Genomic DNA, 18,527 nt, shown 5'->3' with positions numbered 1-18,527 from the left:
GGGTGCGACCGAATGCTGTTGATCCCCAGTTACGTTCAGTTAAGTTGACAGAGCCGCCGGATGTACGGCGATCAGGAGGTTTCCCAGTTCCGCGGCGCGGAGTTGATTGCTCGGAACTGGCAGATCAGTCGGGGCGAGATGGAACAGTGGGCGTTGCAGAGCCATGCCCGGGCTCGATCGGCGATCGAGAACGGGCGGTTCGAGAACGAAATCGTGCCGGTGGGCGATTTTCGGGTCGACGAATGCCCGCGTGAGACCAGTCTCGAGAAGATGGCGGCTCTACCGACGTTGTTGCCCGACGGCGTTGTCACCGCGGCCTCGGCGAGCCAGATCTGTGACGGAGCGAGCGCGGTTCTCGTGGCGTCGGCGGCCGCGGTGGCCCGTCATTCCTTGACTCCGCGAGCACGCATTCATCATCTGAGCGCGCGGGGCGCGGATCCCATCTTCATGCTCAGCGCGCCGATACCGGCCACGAAGTACGCGCTGGGCAAGTGCGGTTTGAGTATCGACGACATCGACGTGGTGGAGATCAACGAGGCTTTCGCGCCGGTCGTCTTGGCGTGGATCAAGGAAACCGGCGCCGATCCGGCCCGGGTGAATGTCAACGGCGGTGCGATTGCCCTCGGGCACCCGCTCGGCGCTACCGGAACGAAATTGTTCGCCTCGATACTCAACGAACTCGAACGCACAGGCGGGCGCTTCGGCTTGCAAACGATCTGCGAAGGTGGCGGCACGGCGAACGTGACGATCATCGAACGCTTGGGATGACGCCCGTTCTCGGGTGTTCGCTTCTTCGCTGACGGTGGGAGTCGCTGACGGCGGGGGCTCGCGGGCTGTGGGGGTCGGTCGGCTCACCGAAGCGTCGACTCGACCGACCCCGCTCTCAGATGCGTTCGATGATCGTGGCGGTGGCGAGCGCTCCTCCGTTGCACATGGTGATCAATGCTGTTGAGGCGTCGCGTCGTTCGAGTTCGTGCAGTGCGGTGGCCATCAGTCGGGCTCCGGAACTTCCCACGGGATGTCCGAGGGCGATCGCGCCGCCGTTGACGTTGACCGTGTCCATGTCGGGGTTGTGCACGCTGGCCCAGGACAGGACGACGGAGGCGAATGCCTCGTTGATCTCGAACAGGTCCAGATCACCGATATTCATTCCTGCCTTGTCGAGCACCCGACTGGTTGCCTGCACCGGTCCGTCGAGGTGGAATTCGGGTTCGGCGCCGACGAGGCATTGCGCGACGATCCGGGCACGCGGCCTCAGGCCCAGTTGCTCGGCGCGGGTGTGGTCCATCAGCAGGACCGCAGCTGCGCCGTCGGAAATCTGCGACGAGGTTCCCGCGGTGTGAATTCCGCCGGCGATGATCGGGGCGAGCGCAGCAAGTGCCTCCGCAGTGGTCTCTCGCAGACCCTGATCTTTCTCGACCAGCGCGTAGGTAGGTTCCGAGCCGGATGAGGGGACCGGTGCTGTGACGGGCAGCACTTCGGTGTCGAAACGGTGCTCCGCCCACGCGCGGTGCGCTTTCACCTGCGAGTGCACACCGAAGGCTTCGATGTCGGCCCGGGTCAGATTGCGACGACGGGCGATGCGTTCGGCGGCCTCGAATTGATCGGGCATGTCGATGTTCCAGGAGGCAGGACGACGAGGTCCGGCATGCACACCGACATTGGCGCCGAGGGGCACCCGGCTCATCGCTTCGACGCCACAGCCGATCCCGACGTCGAGCGCATCGGTGGCGATCAGACCGGCGATCAGATGGGTCGACTGTTGGGCGGAACCGCATTGGCAGTCGATGGTGGTACACCCGGTCTGCCAGGGAAGACCGGCATGCAGCCATGCGGTCCGCGTCACGTTGTTGGACTGTTCGCCAGCCTGCGTGACGCACCCCCCGATGACTTGTTCGACGAGCATCGGATCGAGTCCCGCACGATCGAGTAGCCCTCGTTGAGCGGCTCCCAGCAGTTCGGCGGCGTGCAGACCCGAGAGCCATCCTCCGCGCTTTCCGATGGGAGTGCGTACCGCTTCCACGATCACAGGATTTCCCATGTGTTGTCGTACCTCCTCGAGTAGCAAAAATTATTAGAACGTGTTTGTCCTTTTCAGGGCGACGAATAAAGCTATACCACAACATGTTTCAAATCACTGACGCCCAATTCTGAAACATGTTGCGCTTTGAGTCTTCGCCATGGTCGACACTTCCCGCTCTGCGCCGACGAATACCCACGCAAATTGCTAAGATTCGCAAGTACCACAACCGGTGGGAGCTTCTGCGCTCGATTCGCAGGGGCAGGACAGCGGCGCGCCACACCTACGCGCATGCCGACGATCCGACTCGAGTGACAGGAGGCGTCGTGGTTGTGAACTCGCGCCAGCCGCTTTATCAGATGAAGGCCGATTTCTTCAAGACGCTGGGACACCCCGCACGTATTCGCGTCCTCGAGCTCTTGAGCGAGCGTGAGCATGCCGTCTCGGAGATGCTTCCCGAGGTAGGGATCGAGCCGGCCAATCTGTCGCAGCAACTGTCCATTCTGCGTCGAGCAGGTCTGGTGACTGCGCGGCGGGAAGGGTTGTCCGTCTCGTACGCTCTGACGTCGCCGCGTGTCGCCGATTTGTTGACCACGGCGCGCGCCATCTTGACCGGGATGGTCGCCGGCCAGGCCGAAATGCTGGTCGAGGAGATTCCGGAGCCGCCCGCTCTGGCCGGTAAGGCACGGTAGGGCACACATCATGCAGGACTAGTTCCTGCATTTATCCACTAGTTGCGAAATTGCTAAAGTACGTACATTGTAGAACTGGTAACCGGACAACCGGCTGATCGATGCGAAAGAGGTGGCGGGCGGTGACGACCAACGACGTCCATCCGAACAGTGCAGTCTTGAGCCGCGTCGATGTCGCGGTGGTGGGAGTTGCGGCGGCCCGATCGCATCGCGCCGCGGTCAGGACGCGGTCACCGTGGGAGGCGATGGAGGACTACGCCGCCATGATCTGCGACCGGACTGCACTGCACGCAGTTCGGTTGCCCTTGGCGACGGCGGACGTCAACACCGTGATCGCCCGTGTACTGAGCCTGCAACCGCGGATCTCCGCTGCCTTCGTCGTCGGACTGGACGCGAATGCTGCCACACCCGTGCAGCACGGGGTCGCCGAGCGTGGCGGCCCGCTGGTCGTCACCGAGATCGACGTCGTGACAGCAACATTGACCGCGATGACGATTTCGGCGCTGCGGAACCTCGTCGTGGGGCCGCGGGTAGGGCAAGTGGTGATCACCGGGGCCCATCGAGCTCCGATGCTCGGGCCGACGTTGTTGATGTCCGGTGTCGCCGGTATCAGCAGCTGGCGTGCCAGTGATGCGCACCAGTTTCCGCTGCGCCGACTGATGGAACACAACGATGTTCTCGTCGATCTCGATGGCTGCGTGGGCGATTCGGTGCCCGCGCGGCAAGTGGTGAGCATGCCTGGTGACACTTTCGATCACGGCGCGGTCGTTCTTCCCGGATTGCTCGGTGTCCTCTGCGGCCATGGCGTCACGGTTCTGACCGCCGAGATGATCGCTGCCTGCGCGCGCTCACTGGCGTTGATCACCCCTGTGGGGTGCACTCTCCCGTCCGCGGACGAGCGGATGCTGCTCTCCTCCATCGCCAGGCAGGTCACCAAATCTCTCGGCCACGCCCCTCCATACAGCACCCACCTGCACTGATCGAATTCCCGTCTATCCCGCTCGGACAGGTGCGTACCGCGCACCGAACACATGTCAGGAGAACACAGTGACAACCCATATCGACTCCGACCCGATTCGTCTCGGCGCGCTTCGTGCCGACATCGCGGCCTGGGTGGCCGAGGTCGAGGACCTGACCTCACCGCGAGAGGTGGTCTGGTGTGACGGGTCCGGCGCCGAATGGGATCGCCTGACCGATCTGCTCGTCGACAAAGGCACGTTCGTGCGCCTGGACCGCAAGCCGAACTCGTTCCGGTGTGTCTCCGATCCCGAGGACGTCGCCCGGGTCGAGGACAGGACGTTCATCTGTTCCCAGTCACGCGAGGATGCCGGTCCGACGAACAATTGGATGGACCCGCTCGACATGAAAACGGTCATGACCGAGCACTACCGCGGCGCGATGTCGGGGCGCACGATGTATGTAATCGCCTTCTGTATGGGGCCCCTCGATGCCCCGGAACCGAAATTCGGGATCCAGATCACGGACTCCGAATACGTCGCCGTGTCGATGCAGATCATGACCCGATCCGGGACACCGGTCTGGGAAGCGCTGGCCGCAGATGTCGAGTACGTCAAATGCCTGCACTCGGTCGGCGCACCCCTCTACGACGGGCAGGTCGACGTCCCGTGGCCGTGCGATCACACCAAGTACATTTCCCACTTCCCCGAAGAACGCATCATCTGGAGCTACGGTTCGGGCTACGGTGGCAACGCGCTGCTGGGGAAAAAGTGCTACTCCTTGCGGATCGCGTCGAAAATGGCCAAAGACGAGGGTTGGCTGGCAGAGCACATGCTCATCCTCAAGCTCACCTCCCCGGACGAGGTGGTGCACTACATCGCCGCGGCATTCCCGTCCTCGTGCGGTAAGACGAACATGGCGATGCTCGATCCCACGCTCGAGGGGTGGACCGCGGAAACGATCGGTGACGACATCGCCTGGATGCGGTTCGGTGACGACGGCCGGCTCTACGCCGTCAATCCCGAAGCCGGTTTCTTCGGTGTCGCCCCGGGTACCAGCACCGCGACGAACCCGCATGCCATGGCGACGATCGAGAAAGGGAACTCCATCTTCACCAACGTCGCCCTGACCGACGACGGCGACGTGTGGTGGGAAGGGATGACCAAGCAGCCGCCGGCGCATCTCCTCGATTGGCAACAGCGCGAGTGGACTCCGACGTCGGGGACGCCGGCAGCACACCCGAATTCACGTTATTGCACCCCGATCGCACAGTGCCCGACAGTGGCGCCGGAATGGAACGACCCGGCAGGGGTTCCGATCTCGGCGATCTTCTTCGGAGGCCGGCGCGCCACTACCATGCCGTTGATCACCGAATCCTTCGACTGGCAGCACGGCGTCTTCCTCGGTTCGACACTCTCGTCGGAGACCACGGCCGCCGCAGCAGGCGCCGTCGGGATGGTACGCCGCGACCCGATGGCGATGTTGCCGTTCCTGGGCTACCACGTCGGGGACTATTTCCAGCACTGGCTCGATATCGGCGCGCGCACCGATTCCTCGAAGTTGCCGAAGATCTTCTACGTGAACTGGTTTCGTCGCGGTGACCACGACGAGTTCCTGTGGCCTGGCTTCGGAGAAAACTCGCGGATTCTCAAGTGGGCGCTCGAACGCGTCGACGGAACCGGTGACTCCGAGGCGACCCCGATCGGTCACGTTCCGACCCTCGATGCCTTGGATCTGACCGGACTCGACCTTCATCGCCCCACCATTGCCGCTGCATTGAAGGTCGACCCGGCGGAGTGGGCGGCCGAACTTCCCCTCATCGATCAGTGGTACGCCACGATCGGCGGCAACAGACTCCCCGACGCGCTGCGTGAAGAGTTGCGTGCCTTGCGTCAACGACTGTCGACGTTCGATTACGAACTCACCGACGAGGCCCCGTCCCGCGACACGCATTTCCGGCGTGTGCGCACCCGCGCCGACGACTGCTGACCCCCGAGCAGGGCTGCCAGCGCATCTCACGTCGAGTCTCTCGCGCTGGAGGCCCTCACCGAAGGTCCCGATCCGGTCAAGTTGCCCCTCAACCTCCCGGATCGGGATCTTCTGACGTGAGACCGAACGTGGTGATCTCCCACCCAGAGCGCCGTCAACTCGACGAGCGCAGCGGGGAGCCCAGGACAGCCGTCGACAACGCCCGCTCCCCACACCATGGGCACACGTTTCCGCCCGGCGTCACCGCGGACCGACGGCACAACCTGGCACATTCGCGGCACTGCAGCAACGGCGCGCTCAGCAGTCCGCGCAGTGGTGTTACACGCATCACCGCTCCCTTCATCTGGTTACTTGCTAATATTAGCAAGTAACCAGACAGGCTTCCACTTTCTTCTCGCAGTACCGAGGAACCTTATGACCGCTACGCCCGCACCGAATTCCACTCCGTCCCCGCAGAACTCGCTCGGCCGCGCTGCCCAGGCCGTACGGGACCTGTTGCCGCGATGGAGCGAATGGAGTTCGTCGCTGCGCGCACCCGGCGCGGATCTGCTGGCCGGCCTGATCGTGGCACTGGTCGCTCTTCCGCTGGCCTTGGGATTCGGCATCTCCACCGGGCTCGGGGCGGCGGCCGGGCTGACCACAGCTGTCGTCGCCGGCGCCGTCGCCGCTGTCTTCGGCGGCTCCCGGTTCCAGGTGTCCGGGCCGACCGGGGCCATGACCGTGGTCCTGGTTCCCATCGTTCACGAATACGGCGGATCCGGTGTCCTGGCGGTCGGGTTGATCGCCGGCATCGTGCTGGTGGTGTTGGCGTTCGCCGGAGTGGGGCGGGCCGTGCGTTTCATGCCGGCACCGGTCATCGAAGGGTTCACCGCTGGTATCGCCGTGGTCATCGCCCTCCAACAGATCCCGGCCGCTCTGGGTATCACCGACGCCGAAGGGGACAAGGTGTGGCGCAGCGCAGCGGACGCGGTCGCCAAATTCGTCGCGCACCCCTCGATTCTCACCCCGGCAACAGCGCTCGCGGTGGCCGTCGCCATCCTCGTCGGCGGACGCTACTTCCCCAAGGTTCCGTTCTCGCTCGTCGCCGTGGCTGTCGCGACGTTGGCCGCGCAACTGCTGCACCTCGACATCGCCCGCATCGGTGAAATCCCCTCCGGCATCGCCGCACCCACACTGAACTTTCTGCATCTAGGGGATCTGACCTCGCTGGTGGCCCCGGCCCTGGCAGTGGCCGCGCTGGCCGCCCTCGAATCACTTCTGTCGGCGACCGCGGCGGATTCGATGGGAGTCGGGACCCGCCACAATCCCGACCGGGAATTGTTCGGGCAGGGGTTGGCGAACATCGCCGCACCCCTGTTCGGCGGCGTCCCGGCCACCGGCGCCATCGCCCGCACGGCCGTCAACGTTCGCTCCGGCGCACGCAGTCGCCTCGCCGCACTCACCCATGCCGTCATCTTGGCCGCGATCGTCTACCTGGCATCGACCCTGGTCGCCGAGATACCCCTGGCCGCTCTCGCCGGGGTACTGCTGGCCACCACCGTGCGCATGGTCGAAACAGCCTCGATCATCGCCATCGCGCGCGCCACCCGAGCCGACACCGCGGTCATGGGCGCAACGTTCCTGGTCACCGTCGCACTCGACCTCGTCACCGCGGTCGCGGTCGGTGTCGCATTCGCCGCGATCCTGGCACTGCGCGCAGTGGCGAAATCGGCCAAGATCGAACAAGTCCCCCTCGACGACGACGGGCACCAGAGCGAAGAACACGAACTGCTCCGTGAACACATCGTCGCCTACCGCATCGACGGCGCCTTGTTCTTCGCCGCCGCCCACCGCTTCCTGCTCGAATTGGCGGACGTCTCCGACGTCAAGGTCGTCATCTTGCGCATGTCACGGGTGACCGCGATCGATGCCACCGGCGCCATCGTCCTCAAAGATGCCATCGACAAACTCGAACACCGCCACATCACCGTCTTGATTTCCGGTATGAAACCGGACCATCTCCGGCCACTGAAAGCTCTCGGTGTCTTCACCACCTCCGACAGCGAACGCCGACACATCTTCTCCGACACACCACGCGCCATCGAATACGCCCGCATGCTGGTGCTTCCGAGGAACCAGTACCTATCGATGAACATCGAGGAATGAAACACCATGTCCCAGAACGGAACCATCGCACATCCCACCTTCGCCCAGCATCTCAAGTACCTCGCCGGACGCACCCTGCCGGACGAGTTCATTCCGTGGGTGATCGAGGACATCACCGGCCCCGGCGCCGCCCGCCGCTACGCGACACGGTGCATCGTCCCCTTGCTGCCGATCCTGGTGGGACTGTTGCTGATCCCCGGCCCCTGGATCATCCGGATCAGCATGGTGCTCCTGCTCTTCCTGCCCTTCGTCTATTTCCTTCTCGCCTTGAAAAAGATCTACCTGCGGCACCGTCTGGTCAGCCACGGATTGAGCCCGGCGCTCCTGGACGTGCACGAGAAAAAGAAAATGGACGAGGAAAAGCAGGCCTACGAATCCCGCTACCGTCCATGACGGCGCGGTCGACGTCAGGAACAGATCCGATGAATCCGCCCCCGACCTCCCTGACGGCGTCGATGGCATCCGCCGCCGCTGTGGTGTTGGCGATGGCCGCGGTGTTCTACATCCTCACTGCCTGATCAGGCGCACGGCGCCATCCGTTACAGGCCATTTCACCGGCGCGGTCTCGGCAATCGAACCCTGAGACCGTCGTAAAAGACTGGAGTACGCGTTGAACACATCCACCGTGATTGTTGCGGGAGCTCGAACGCCCTTGGGTCGACTCCTCGGATCGTTGAAAGACCTCTCCGGGTCCGACCTCGGCGGCATCGCCATCAAAGGCGCCCTCGACAAGTCCTCAGTCGCCCCCGAACACGTCGACTACGTCATCATGGGACAGGTCCTCACCGCCGGCGCCGGCCAGATGCCCGCCCGCCAAGCCGCCGTCGCCGCCGGCATCCCCATGAACGTCCCCGCCCTGAGCATCAACAAAGTGTGCCTCTCCGGCATCGACGCCATCGCCCTCGCCGACCAACTCATCCGCGCCGGAGAATTCGACATCGTCGTCGCCGGCGGGCAGGAATCGATGTCCCGCGCACCCCACATGCTCGAAAAAAGCCGCGAAGGCTTCAAATACGGCGACGTCACCCTCCGCGACCACATGGCCTACGACGGCCTCCACGACATCTTCACCGACCAGGCCATGGGCCTGCTCACCGAACAAGTCAACCAACAAGAAACCGCCCACATCACCCGCGCCGAGCAGGACGCCTTCGCCGCCGCCTCACACCAGAACGCGGCCCGCGCCTGGAAAGACGGCTACTTCGACAACGAAGTAGTCCCCGTCTCCATCCCCCAACGCAAAGGCGAGCCCATCGTCTTCGCCCAGGACGAAGGCATCCGCGCCGACACCACCACCGAATCCCTCGGCAAACTGCGTCCCGCGTTCAGCAAGGACGGCACCATCACCGCCGGCTCCGCCTCCCCGATCTCCGACGGCGCCGCCGCCGTGATCGTGATGAGCAAAACCAAAGCCGAAGAACTCGGCCTGACCTGGATCGCGGAAATCGGCGCCCACGGCGTCGTCGCCGGACCCGACTCCACCCTCCAGTCCCAACCCGCCCGCGCCATCGCCAAGGCCTGCGCGAAGGAAGGCATCGACCCCACCGACCTCGACCTCGTCGAAATCAACGAAGCGTTCGCCGCCGTCGGGATCGCCTCCACCCGCGAACTCGGCCTCGACCCCGCCAAGGTCAACGTCAACGGCGGCGCCATCGCCGTCGGACACCCCCTCGGCATGTCCGGCGCCCGCATCGCCCTGCACCTCGCCCTCGAACTGCAACGCCGCGGCGGCGGCATCGGCGCAGCCGCACTCTGCGGCGGCGGCGGACAAGGCGACGCACTCATCATCCGCGTCCCCACGGCGTAAGCATCCACATGTGCACGGCAGACAAGTCACCAGAACCCGGCCGGCTCCGTCGGTATATCGCGTCCGGGGCGGGCACGTCGACTCTGCCTCAGCGCCGCGAACCGACGAGACGTGTCACGAATCGAAGAATCAGTATGCCGAACAAGGAAGAGGATGGCCCCGTGAACAATGCACTGCCGCCGTGCCCACGGTGCTCCAGCGAATACAGCTACGAGATGGGGGCGCTCTTGGTGTGCCCCGAATGCGCTCACGAATGGACATCTCACCAGGGATCGCAGATGGTCGACCGGTCCATCGTTGTCGACTCCGTCGGAAATGAGCTTTCCGACGGGGACGCGGTCACCGTGGTGAAGAACTTGAAGGTCAAAGGCAGTCCGACAGGAATCAAAGCTGGAACCAAGGTGCGCAACATACGCCTGGTCGACGGTGCCGACAACCACAATATCGAATGCAAAATCGCCGGAATCGGGTCGATGCAACTGAAATCCGAGTTCGTCAAGAAAGCATGACAACCCCGTCGATGTCACGGGGCGGTGAGGAATTCTCGTGTCCATGATCCGGGTACATGTGGTCTTCGCCGTTCTCGCGGTCCTGGGTCTCGCAGTTGCTGCGCCCTACGCTCTCTGGCTTGCACGGCATCGCCGTACCGATGCTGTCGGCGGTGAACGGTGGTGGGTGCTCGCGTGTTTCGGGTTTGTGATGATCACTGTCGCGGCGATCGGCATTGCCGTCACCGGTATCTAGCCCGCCGCATCCCTTGCGTTGACACATCCGGTCGTGTCGATACGAGTGCGGCCTGGAAAATTCGACGGCCACAGATATTCACCGACGAAGGGGCGCGCAACTATCTTCGACGATTTTCGCGCTCGGCGACGAACGTGGTTGTCCGGTCGGTACGGTCTTTTCCCGTTCCGGAATCACGCTTGTCGTGTGAGTGCGCGTCGGTATCGTCGTCGAGGTATCGAGAGAAGAACAGTAGCGAACCGATGATGACGTAGACCAGGACCAGAGTAGGAAATTTCACCGTCGGCGCCGCCAACGCCGCGGTCGATATCGTGACGAATACCGTACGACGGATGACGTGTCTGATGTTCGTATTCCCTTCTCCTCTATACTTTTTCACCGCTCACATACCCCCACTGAACGTCGAGGCGGCTCGGGCGATCCTCACGCGAGAAGCTCGGCGAGGATCACCGCCGTGGATACGACTGGATCAGAGAAGTTCGAGGATGGTGGCGTTCGCTTGTCCACCGCCCTCACACATGGTCTGCAATCCGTAACGCGTTCGCGTGTTTCGCATGTGGTGGATCATCGTGGTCATCAGGCGTGCGCCACTACCACCGAGGGGATGTCCGAGTGCGATGGCGCCGCCGTGCGGATTGAGCCGCTTCGGGTCTGCCCCTGTTTCGGCCAGCCAGGCAAGGGGCACCGTGGCGAAGGCTTCGTTGACCTCGAAAACTCCGATATCGGACAACGTCAAACCGCTGCGCCACAAGGCTTTCTCTGTGGCCGGAATCGGTGCGGTCAGCATGATCACCGGATCGGCGCCCGCCAGGACGGCAGTATGGACTCGAACGATCGGTGTCAGCCCCAACTGCGTGGCCTTCTCGCTGGTCATCATCAACAGTGCAGCAGAACCGTCGGAAATCTGGGAACTGTTCCCCGCCGTCACCACCCCGGTGTCGGAGAACGCGGTCTTGATCCCGGCCAGGGTTTCCGGCGTTCCGCCGCGGCGGATCCCCTCGTCGCGGGCGATCTTGGTGCCGTTGGCGAGCACGATCGGCAGGATCTGGTCGTCGAAGTATCCGTCGTCTTGCGCGTGCGCGGCTTTCGCATGCGAGGCGAGCGCGAAGTCGTCACATTGACGGCGCGACAGACCCCACTGCTCGGCGATCATTTCCGCACCGACCCCTTGCGAGGGGGCGACGCCGTGATAGCGCGCCAAGAACCAATCTCCCAGGGGATTCATCCCGCCGGACGAGGATCCCATCGGAACTCTGCTCATGGATTCGACGCCACCGGCGACCACCACGTCGTACTGTCCGGCGATCAACCCTGCGGCAGCGAAATGCACCGCCTGCTGCGATGATCCGCACTGCCGGTCGATGGTCACCCCGGTGACGGTGTGCGGCCACCCTGCCGCCAATACGGCGGTCCGCCCGATATCACCGGTCTGCTCGCCGGCCTGACTGACGCATCCCCAGATGACATCGTCGACGCCTGCGGGATCGAGGCCGGTTCGATCGGCCAGTCCCACCAGAATCTGGGCCGACAAATCGGCCGGGTGAATGGTCGAGAGCACTCCGTTGCGCCGGCCCAAAGGGGTTCGTACGGCTTCGACGATCACTGCATCGCGCATTGTGTGTTCCTTCATCCATCAGCCGGCGAGGTGCCCGGCTTCCCGCGGAGCTCACGTAAGCCCATGCGACCGAGTTGGCCGTGGGGAGTCGCAAGCATCCCTGACAACAGCTACTTGCTAATATTCTTAACTAGATATTATGGCAAGATGGCGTGAGCTTAGCCCTACCTGTCCGAGAGCACCAGAAGCCGAACACCACCCGTTCATTCGAAGGGACGTCATTGATGGCCAGCACGCAGGAAACCATCGTCACCGAGCTCGCACAGATCATCGAAGAGGTCACCGGAATCGAGCCGTCCGAAATCGGTATCGGCACGTCCTTCGTCGACGATCTCGGTATCGACTCACTGTCCATGGTGGAAATCGCGGTACAGACCGAGGACAAGTACAACGTGAAAATTCCCGACGAGGATCTGTTGGGTCTGCGCACGGTCGGCGACGTCGTGGACTACATCCACACCCTCGAAGCCGCGGCAGCGCTCGAACTCGCCGCGCCGAGCAGCGACCGGTGAGCACCACCGAGGCACGGTCCTGGCTCGGCCGCGCCCCCAACGTCGTCGTCACCAGCCTCGCAGCGACCACATCGGTCGCCGGTGATGTCGCCGGCACATGGAAGGCGCTCCTCGCGGGGGAGAGCGGAATCGGTCTTCTCGACGATTCGTTCGTCGAGGAATTCGACCTGCCGGTCCGTATCGGCGCTCACTTGAAGGTCTCTCCGGACGATGCCCTCACCCGGGTGGAGATCCGGCGGATGAGTTGGCCGGCACGGGTCGCATTGACACTCGCGCGCACGGCATGGACAGACGCAGGCTCACCCGACGTCGACAAGGATCGTCTGGCTGTGGTCATCGGCACCGGACTCGGAGGCGGCGACGCCCTGATCGATGCGGTCGACCGGCTCAGAACCGGCGGCTACCGCAAAGTGTCCCCCTTCGCAGTGCAGATGGTCATGCCCAACGGCCCCTCCGCGACCGTGGGCCTCGAACTCGGCGCCCGCGGCGGGGTGATGACCCCGGTGTCGGCATGCTCGTCAGGAGCGGAAGCCATCGCGCAGGCCTACCGGATGATTGCAATGGGCGATGCCGACATGGTCGTCGCCGGCGGAGTCGAAGGCCGCATCGATTCGTTTTCCATCGCCAGCTTCGCCACGATGCGCGCGCTGAGCTCGAACAATGCCGACCCTGCCGGTGCGTCGCGTCCGTTCGACAAGGACCGGGACGGTTTCGTCTTCGGCGAAGCCGGAGCGCTGATGGTCCTCGAAACCGAGAAGCACGCCCTCGCACGCGGTGCGACGATCCATGCACGTCTGCTCGGCTGCGGTACCACCTCCGACGGCTACCATCTCGTCGCTCCCGACCCCACCGGCCGCGGAGCCGCTCGCGCGATGACCCACGCCATTCAGCGAGCCGGGCTGACACCCGCCGACATCACCCACATCAACGCCCACGCCACCGCCACCCCGGCCGGCGACATCGCCGAAGCACAGGCCATCACCACTGCGGTCGGCACACACGCAGCGATCTACGCCCCGAAATCTGCCCTCGGGCACTCCGTCGGAGCCGTCGGGGCACTCGAAGCGGTTCTCACCGTCCTCGCCGTCCGCGACGGCGTCATCCCCCCCACACTCAACCTCGACACACTCGACCCGAGGATCGACCTCGACGTGGTAACGACGTCGCCGCGCATCGGACCCGTCGACTACGCCGTCAACAATTCCTTCGGCTTCGGAGGACACAACACCGCACTCGTCTTCGCTCGCCCTTGACCCACCTCACGAAACAGGACCCATGCCGACCCTCACCCTCAACCACGTCCCCGTCAACTACGTCGTCACCGGCTCCGGCCCGCGTGTACTGCTGATCATGGGCGCCGGCAGCCCCGGCCGAGTGTGGAACACGTACCAGGTTCCGGCGCTGGTGAAGGCCGGCTTCGAAGTCGTCACGATGGACAACCGCGGAATCACGAGCACGGCCGGGATCGAGGGGATGAGCATCGCCGACCTCGCCGCCGACGCTGCGGCCCTGATCGAACATCTCGGCGGACCCGCCCACGTGATCGGTACATCGCTGGGCTCACGAGTGGTACAAGAGCTGGCGATCACCCGCCCCGAACTACTCGCCAAGGCGATCATGCTCGCCGCCACCGGCCGACCACACCCCGTCGAAGCCGCCCTCAACCGCGGACAACGAGCCCTCCACCAGGCAGGGATCGACTTGCCGCCTTCCTACACCGCGGCTATCAGTGCGGTGCTGAACCTCTCCCCGCACACCCTCGCCGATCCGCTGAAGGCCCAGGAATGGCTCGACATCTTCGAGTACTCCGCACCCACCACCACCTCTGCCGGGGTCCGCGCCCAGACCGCGATGGATCGATCCCACAATCGACTGACCGATCTCGCCGCGATCCAAGCACCGACCCTCGTCATCGGATTCGGGGACGACCGCTTGACCCCGCCCGCGCAGGGCATCGAAGTCGCCGCAGCCATCCCCGGAGCCCGATACGAACAAATCGCCCAGTGCGGTCACTTCGGCTACCTCGAGCGACCCGAGGAGGTCAACGCTCTGCTGATCGCCTTCCTCCACGGCCGGCCCTTGACGCAGCAGCCATGACCGGCCGCCACCTTCCCTGCCGCCGCGAGCGACTGCCCGCACGCGGCGAGAACACACCCCCTCAGGACCCCATGACCGCTCATCACCCCGACCTCGACGCACCCACCCGACAACACGCCACGAATCCGACGCTGCCCGCCGGCGGGAAAGTTGCCGTGATCACGGCCGATCCGATGTGGTCTCCCCTGCGCCGGTTGCACCGCAACCGCAGAACCTGGGGCGAGGGATACGCCGCACTCATCCGCTACCGCACCGCACTCCGCGCCGAGCACACCGCACTCTCGTTCAACGACGTTCCCCGGTTGGTCGAAACCATCCTCGCGCTCCCCGATCACGTCGAAACGGTCTTCCTGATCGGTTTACCGCCCTACGGCACCGCGATCGTCCAACACGAAGTAGCCGCCCTCCACGGCCCCCTTGTCATCGCCGACAACGAAACCATGACCGCGTCACTCGCGGCCCTGACGCTGACCGCCCTCGACAGGCAAGGCGTATGGCCGTGGATGGCGACTGTCTACATTTCGCAGTCCCGGCACGCGCCACTACTCGAAGATGTGCTGACCCAGTGCGGCATCGGCACCGTCACCGACATCGATACCACCAACTCAACACGCGAGGACACCCGCCGGATCATCGAACAGTGCGATGTGTTGATCGACTTGTCCACCACCGAGAAATCGATCTCACCTCTTCGGTGCATTCGCCCGCCAGCAGATCCCTTCGAATACTCGTCGTTGCCGCTCGCGGGCCTGCTCAGTGCAGGCTGCGGTCACCGCATCACCATGATGACCCCGGATCTGATCGCCGCATCGGCACGCGCTCTGCACTCGCGCACCGCCGCGCACCGCTTCCTACCGGACATCACCGATCGCACCCTCGTGCGAACGGTCTCCGAGCACGTCGGAGCAGCTATCACGGTCTCCGCGCTTCACACCAGGCTCCAGCGATGAGAACCCGACCACCGGTGCACCGCCACGGAACAGCACCACCTCGACCCGCAGTAGTGGCCGCACGAAAAGCCGTGACCCTGCGCAGGGTATTACACCGAAGTTCGTTCCGACACCGCACAACTCGACAGACTCCGGACCGCATCGCGGCCACCCCACCGATCCACCCGCACATCTCACCTGCAGGAGTCCCGCTATGCGCTTTCGCTACATCGGAACAGAGGAAATGATCTACCAAGGACCGCCTGCCCGCGTTCTCGGATACGGCGACATCGTCAAAGCCCTCACCAACCCCAACCCACGATACTTCGAACCACTCGACGCGAACCCAGAATTGGACGGACAAAACCCCCCGTCCGCATGAGAAACGCATGATCACGGCAGCACTGGGGTGGACGAGAGTGACGCCTGGACCGTTACCCGCGCAACTTCCGACAGTCGCCCGCAATACCGCCCCCCAAAGCGTCACTCTCACAACGGAATATACCACCAGACGTGAAACAGGAAGCATTGCCATGACGACGGGAGCACCCTCAGAAAAGATCATCGATTCGCTCGACAATCGTCGCCGACAAGACCAATCACAAGCACCTGCCGAAGCCCCGTTCTACGACATGAAAGCAACCCGAACAACACAATTCCCGCCTCAGGCACAGGTTCAACTCGACCGCAGGCGGGCACGGATTCACACAGGAGCGCAACGATGAAACACCGGGTCACCCCTTCAGCAGCTGTCACCGCGGCCGTGACGTATTTGTTGAACCAACCCGACGCCGCCGAATTCAGGAAAAGCACCAAACACTGATCACTCCTGCACTCGCGCCCGGCCGCCACAGCGACGACTACACTCCCGCAGATACTTTCGCGCTCAACTCAGCCCGCCGACGTGCCCGCGAGCTGGGCGATCCCGATCCCACGATTGTCCCCACGAGTCCAGATCCTGATGGTGATGACTCCACTCAGTCGATCGGGCGCCATCGACAAAGATAGCGATCGTGGCGCCACTTTCCGCCTTGCACTCCCGGCGACCCCGCATCTGTGTAATCGCCGAGAGATCGAGGGATTCGCTTTAAGTACAGAGATGGCCGCCGGAACCACCCGAAAACGGTCATGAAACGCTTTCTCTCGCTTTGAGGTAGACGGACCAACTGGTGCTCGCATACTGGGCCCACTTATGTGCCGTCTTAGGGGCAAGCGCCGAAGAGATCGCTGACCACGACGGCGTCGAGATGGGTGACGTTGGCGATCATGGCCGTGTTCCGAGCAGCGCGGGTAGGCAACCCGTGTTCTTTCGACTGACGCCACAGAAGTTGGGTACTACGAGGTCGACTCGGCGGCCTCCCCGGAAACAAGTAGGCCGGATGCCGAACATCGCTGCTTCGAACATTATCCGTTGATTTTCGGAGCAGTTCATCGATGCGTACAGCCAGCGAAGGTGGGACCATGACGGCATTCTCGTCAATCGTCAGGTAGGCCGCCGCATCCTCGTGCCGGAATCGGTCGGTGGTGAGTTCGACGATGCGGACGACAGGTAGCCCATAGAGCCCGATCAGAGCCCCGACTACCCGAATCTCGAGCGGCAGGGAGCTATCGGTGAGGCATCGCCGCAGCTGCTCGGCATGGTCTTCCTCATCCTGAAATTATTGTGGGAGAGAGTCTTTGGGACGGACTATATCGATATCGGCAACGAGGCCGCGGGCGGCCGGCTCGATATCGCGATCTGCAATGCAGGTGGCGGTGTCGGCTCCCCCGAGGAGACACGCGCATCGATCGTCGAGGAGGACCTTGTCGGCATCGTCCTCGCACGCAATCTCACCGGCACAATCAACACCTGCCGAGCCGTCGCCGCACCGATGAAGGTACAGAGATCCGGCAAAATCATCACCATCGTCAGCCAGGCGGGTCACCGTATCGAAAGTAACGGCGGCTACACGCATTGCGGCGCAGCGAAGGCTGCGGTCACCAAGTACACCCAATACCTGGCACGAGATCTCGGACCCTTTGACATCACAGCGAATTGCGTTGCGCCAGGATACATCTCGACTGTACGACTTGCTCCACTGCTGAATGCGATGGGAGACACACAGCTCGAGAACGTTCCGCTCGGCCGATACGGAACACCCGAGGATTGTGCCGGAGTCATCGAATTTCTCGCGAGCAACCTCAGCGATTACGTCACCGGCGCGATCATCCCAGTGGACGGGGGCTGACATATTCGTAGTCACAGCCACAGCCCGGCTGGCGACCATGCGTCACCTACCCACTATGCCCGCCGGTGCAATCTGCTCCCACCCCCGTACAACCGAGGCACGAGACTGGTCCGGCCGATCCCCCACTCCGATGAACTGCGCGGTCAGCATCGGAACACCGTAGTCGAGCGTCCCTCGCGGCAAGGGTCCATTGGCAACCAACGACACCAATCCATGGCCGATGGCCCAGGCCTTGGTCGCCAGGTCCAGCGAGTCGAGTTCGGCACGGAAGCGCCCGGCGTCCTGGGCTCGTCGGACTGCTTGAACCAGATACTCGAGGGTCGCGTCAGCGGCGGCGAGATCGTCGAGTTCGACGCTCACGTCGAACATGACGCGGTACAGATCGGGGTGCTCCAGAGCGTTGCCGACATACGAAGCGAGCAGAGCAGTCAGGTCCTGTACCGGGTCGACAGAGACCCGCACCGCCGCGAATCGGGCAGCCAGTCTCGTGAACCCCTCCTGCCGCAGGGCCTTCCACATCCCGTCCATACCGCCGAAGTAGGTGTAGACAGCCATCGTCGACACTCCGGTACCCGCCACCAACGAACGCAGGGTGATCGGCTCGCGAGCGCGCAGCATATGCGCAGCACGCTCGAGGAGCAGAGTGCGGATCGCCGGGTCTTTCATCCTCGCCATGACGCAACAATACATAGCATAGCCGTGCTATTTTATTTATGTCAGTCAAATGCTTCCTCGGAGGCTCTGTCAACTTAACTGAACGTAACTGGGGATCAACAGCATTCGGTCGCACCC

General features: G+C 63.6%; 19 protein-coding genes and 1 pseudogene. 15 read left to right on the top strand and 5 right to left on the bottom strand.

Annotated features, from left to right (window positions below; all coding sequences use genetic code 11):
* Positions 1-63: 63 nt before the first annotated feature.
* Positions 64-768: pseudogene (locus H7C86_RS34800) on the top strand (acetyl-CoA C-acyltransferase); the annotation flags it as partial.
* A gap of 115 nt (positions 769-883) precedes the next feature.
* Here H7C86_RS34800 and H7C86_RS34795 read toward each other — a convergent pair.
* Entirely contained in the window at positions 884-2,041 is a 1,158-nt protein-coding gene (locus H7C86_RS34795; protein ID WP_182263301.1) for a steroid 3-ketoacyl-CoA thiolase, read from the bottom strand.
* 305 nt (positions 2,042-2,346) lie between these two features.
* Between H7C86_RS34795 and H7C86_RS34790 the strand changes: the two genes are divergently transcribed.
* From H7C86_RS34790 to H7C86_RS34780, 3 genes are all read left to right on the top strand, one after another.
* Positions 2,347-2,712 carry a helix-turn-helix transcriptional regulator gene (locus tag H7C86_RS34790; RefSeq protein WP_019747233.1) on the top strand — a complete coding sequence of 122 codons (366 nt, stop codon included), beginning with the start codon at positions 2,347-2,349 and terminating at the stop codon, positions 2,710-2,712.
* Between the two features lie 122 nt (positions 2,713-2,834).
* The gene (locus tag H7C86_RS34785) at positions 2,835-3,692 is read left to right on the top strand and encodes a hypothetical protein (RefSeq protein WP_182263300.1); all 858 of its coding nucleotides are present in this window, start codon (positions 2,835-2,837) and stop codon (positions 3,690-3,692) included.
* Between the two features lie 67 nt (positions 3,693-3,759).
* Positions 3,760-5,658, top strand: a complete 1,899-nt coding sequence (locus H7C86_RS34780) for a phosphoenolpyruvate carboxykinase (GTP) (protein WP_182263299.1) — start codon at positions 3,760-3,762, stop codon at positions 5,656-5,658.
* 154 nt (positions 5,659-5,812) lie between these two features.
* On the opposite strand, the gene H7C86_RS34775 is transcribed toward H7C86_RS34780, so the two are convergent.
* The gene (locus H7C86_RS34775; RefSeq protein WP_154606736.1) at positions 5,813-5,986 is read right to left on the bottom strand and encodes a hypothetical protein; all 174 of its coding nucleotides are present in this window, start codon (positions 5,984-5,986) and stop codon (positions 5,813-5,815) included.
* A gap of 86 nt (positions 5,987-6,072) precedes the next feature.
* On the opposite strand from H7C86_RS34775, the gene H7C86_RS34770 reads away from it, so the two are divergent.
* The 5 genes from H7C86_RS34770 to H7C86_RS34750 all read left to right on the top strand — a co-directional run bounded on the left by H7C86_RS34770 (position 6,073) and on the right by H7C86_RS34750 (position 10,354).
* Positions 6,073-7,803, top strand: coding sequence for a SulP family inorganic anion transporter (locus tag H7C86_RS34770; protein WP_113683787.1), 1,731 nt, complete (start codon positions 6,073-6,075; stop codon positions 7,801-7,803).
* 6 nt (positions 7,804-7,809) lie between these two features.
* Positions 7,810-8,196: a DUF5313 family protein gene (locus tag H7C86_RS34765; RefSeq protein ID WP_019747229.1), complete on the top strand. Its 387-nt coding sequence runs from the start codon at positions 7,810-7,812 to the stop codon at positions 8,194-8,196.
* 217 nt (positions 8,197-8,413) lie between these two features.
* A complete protein-coding gene (locus tag H7C86_RS34760) occupies positions 8,414-9,610 on the top strand; it encodes an acetyl-CoA C-acetyltransferase (RefSeq protein WP_182263298.1) in 1,197 nt (398 codons plus the stop codon).
* Positions 9,611-9,744: 134 nt separating this feature from the next.
* Positions 9,745-10,119 carry a zinc ribbon domain-containing protein YjdM gene (locus H7C86_RS34755; protein WP_125461396.1) on the top strand — a complete coding sequence of 125 codons (375 nt, stop codon included), beginning with the start codon at positions 9,745-9,747 and terminating at the stop codon, positions 10,117-10,119.
* A gap of 43 nt (positions 10,120-10,162) precedes the next feature.
* The gene (locus H7C86_RS34750; RefSeq protein WP_084326505.1) at positions 10,163-10,354 is read left to right on the top strand and encodes a hypothetical protein; all 192 of its coding nucleotides are present in this window, start codon (positions 10,163-10,165) and stop codon (positions 10,352-10,354) included.
* A gap of 100 nt (positions 10,355-10,454) precedes the next feature.
* Here H7C86_RS34750 and H7C86_RS34745 read toward each other — a convergent pair whose 3' ends face one another.
* The gene (locus H7C86_RS34745) at positions 10,455-10,634 is read right to left on the bottom strand and encodes a hypothetical protein (protein WP_182263297.1); all 180 of its coding nucleotides are present in this window, start codon (positions 10,632-10,634) and stop codon (positions 10,455-10,457) included.
* A gap of 189 nt (positions 10,635-10,823) precedes the next feature.
* Entirely contained in the window at positions 10,824-11,969 is a 1,146-nt protein-coding gene (locus tag H7C86_RS34740; protein WP_182263296.1) for a thiolase family protein, read from the bottom strand.
* Positions 11,970-12,193: 224 nt separating this feature from the next.
* On the opposite strand from H7C86_RS34740, the gene H7C86_RS34735 reads away from it, so the two are divergent.
* From H7C86_RS34735 to H7C86_RS34710, 6 genes are all read left to right on the top strand, one after another.
* Complete coding sequence (locus H7C86_RS34735; RefSeq protein WP_047269790.1) at positions 12,194-12,481, top strand: acyl carrier protein; 288 nt, start codon at positions 12,194-12,196, stop codon at positions 12,479-12,481.
* Positions 12,478-13,734, top strand: a complete 1,257-nt coding sequence (locus tag H7C86_RS34730; protein ID WP_084326499.1) for a KasA/KasB family beta-ketoacyl-ACP synthase — start codon at positions 12,478-12,480, stop codon at positions 13,732-13,734. The genes H7C86_RS34735 and H7C86_RS34730 overlap by 4 nt, the downstream gene beginning before the upstream one ends.
* Before the next feature lie 22 nt (positions 13,735-13,756).
* Positions 13,757-14,578, top strand: coding sequence for an alpha/beta fold hydrolase (locus tag H7C86_RS34725; RefSeq protein WP_182263295.1), 822 nt, complete (start codon positions 13,757-13,759; stop codon positions 14,576-14,578).
* A complete protein-coding gene (locus H7C86_RS34720) occupies positions 14,575-15,528 on the top strand; it encodes a hypothetical protein (RefSeq protein WP_182263294.1) in 954 nt (317 codons plus the stop codon). The genes H7C86_RS34725 and H7C86_RS34720 overlap by 4 nt, the downstream gene beginning before the upstream one ends.
* 193 nt (positions 15,529-15,721) lie before the next feature.
* Positions 15,722-15,889 (top strand): hypothetical protein, encoded by a 168-nt coding sequence (locus H7C86_RS34715; RefSeq protein ID WP_182263293.1) that lies wholly within the window; start codon positions 15,722-15,724, stop codon positions 15,887-15,889.
* A gap of 1,255 nt (positions 15,890-17,144) precedes the next feature.
* Positions 17,145-17,735, top strand: coding sequence for an SDR family NAD(P)-dependent oxidoreductase (locus H7C86_RS34710; protein ID WP_182263292.1), 591 nt, complete (start codon positions 17,145-17,147; stop codon positions 17,733-17,735).
* Positions 17,736-17,777: 42 nt separating this feature from the next.
* Here the strand turns inward: H7C86_RS34710 and H7C86_RS34705 are convergent, their stop codons facing one another.
* Positions 17,778-18,410, bottom strand: a complete 633-nt coding sequence (locus tag H7C86_RS34705; RefSeq protein WP_182263291.1) for a TetR/AcrR family transcriptional regulator — start codon at positions 18,408-18,410, stop codon at positions 17,778-17,780.
* Positions 18,411-18,527: the final 117 nt, after the last annotated feature.

This window comes from Rhodococcus sp. UFZ-B548 (genome assembly GCF_903819475.1).
Classification (GTDB): Bacteria; Actinomycetota; Actinomycetes; order Mycobacteriales; family Mycobacteriaceae; genus Rhodococcus_F; species Rhodococcus_F erythropolis.
This window is presented reverse-complemented; position numbering and strand designations above follow the sequence as displayed.

Excerpts from the sequence above, each read along its gene's own strand:
- H7C86_RS34795 (WP_182263301.1), bottom strand. The coding sequence starts at position 2,041 with ATGGGAAATCCTGTGATCGTGGAAGCGGTACGCACTCCCATCGGAAAG.
- H7C86_RS34770 (WP_113683787.1), top strand. The coding sequence starts at position 6,073 with ATGACCGCTACGCCCGCACCGAATTCCACTCCGTCCCCGCAGAACTCG.
- H7C86_RS34725 (WP_182263295.1), top strand. The coding sequence starts at position 13,757 with ATGCCGACCCTCACCCTCAACCACGTCCCCGTCAACTACGTCGTCACC.
- H7C86_RS34765 (WP_019747229.1), top strand. The coding sequence starts at position 7,810 with ATGTCCCAGAACGGAACCATCGCACATCCCACCTTCGCCCAGCATCTC.
- H7C86_RS34755 (WP_125461396.1), top strand. The coding sequence starts at position 9,745 with ATGCCGAACAAGGAAGAGGATGGCCCCGTGAACAATGCACTGCCGCCG.
- H7C86_RS34710 (WP_182263292.1), top strand. The coding sequence starts at position 17,145 with ATGGTCTTCCTCATCCTGAAATTATTGTGGGAGAGAGTCTTTGGGACG.
- H7C86_RS34775 (WP_154606736.1), bottom strand. The coding sequence starts at position 5,986 with ATGCGTGTAACACCACTGCGCGGACTGCTGAGCGCGCCGTTGCTGCAG.
- H7C86_RS34720 (WP_182263294.1), top strand. The coding sequence starts at position 14,575 with ATGACCGGCCGCCACCTTCCCTGCCGCCGCGAGCGACTGCCCGCACGC.
- H7C86_RS34735 (WP_047269790.1), top strand. The coding sequence starts at position 12,194 with ATGGCCAGCACGCAGGAAACCATCGTCACCGAGCTCGCACAGATCATC.
- H7C86_RS34740 (WP_182263296.1), bottom strand. The coding sequence starts at position 11,969 with ATGCGCGATGCAGTGATCGTCGAAGCCGTACGAACCCCTTTGGGCCGG.
- H7C86_RS34750 (WP_084326505.1), top strand. The coding sequence starts at position 10,163 with ATGATCCGGGTACATGTGGTCTTCGCCGTTCTCGCGGTCCTGGGTCTC.
- H7C86_RS34705 (WP_182263291.1), bottom strand. The coding sequence starts at position 18,410 with ATGGCGAGGATGAAAGACCCGGCGATCCGCACTCTGCTCCTCGAGCGT.
- H7C86_RS34715 (WP_182263293.1), top strand. The coding sequence starts at position 15,722 with ATGCGCTTTCGCTACATCGGAACAGAGGAAATGATCTACCAAGGACCG.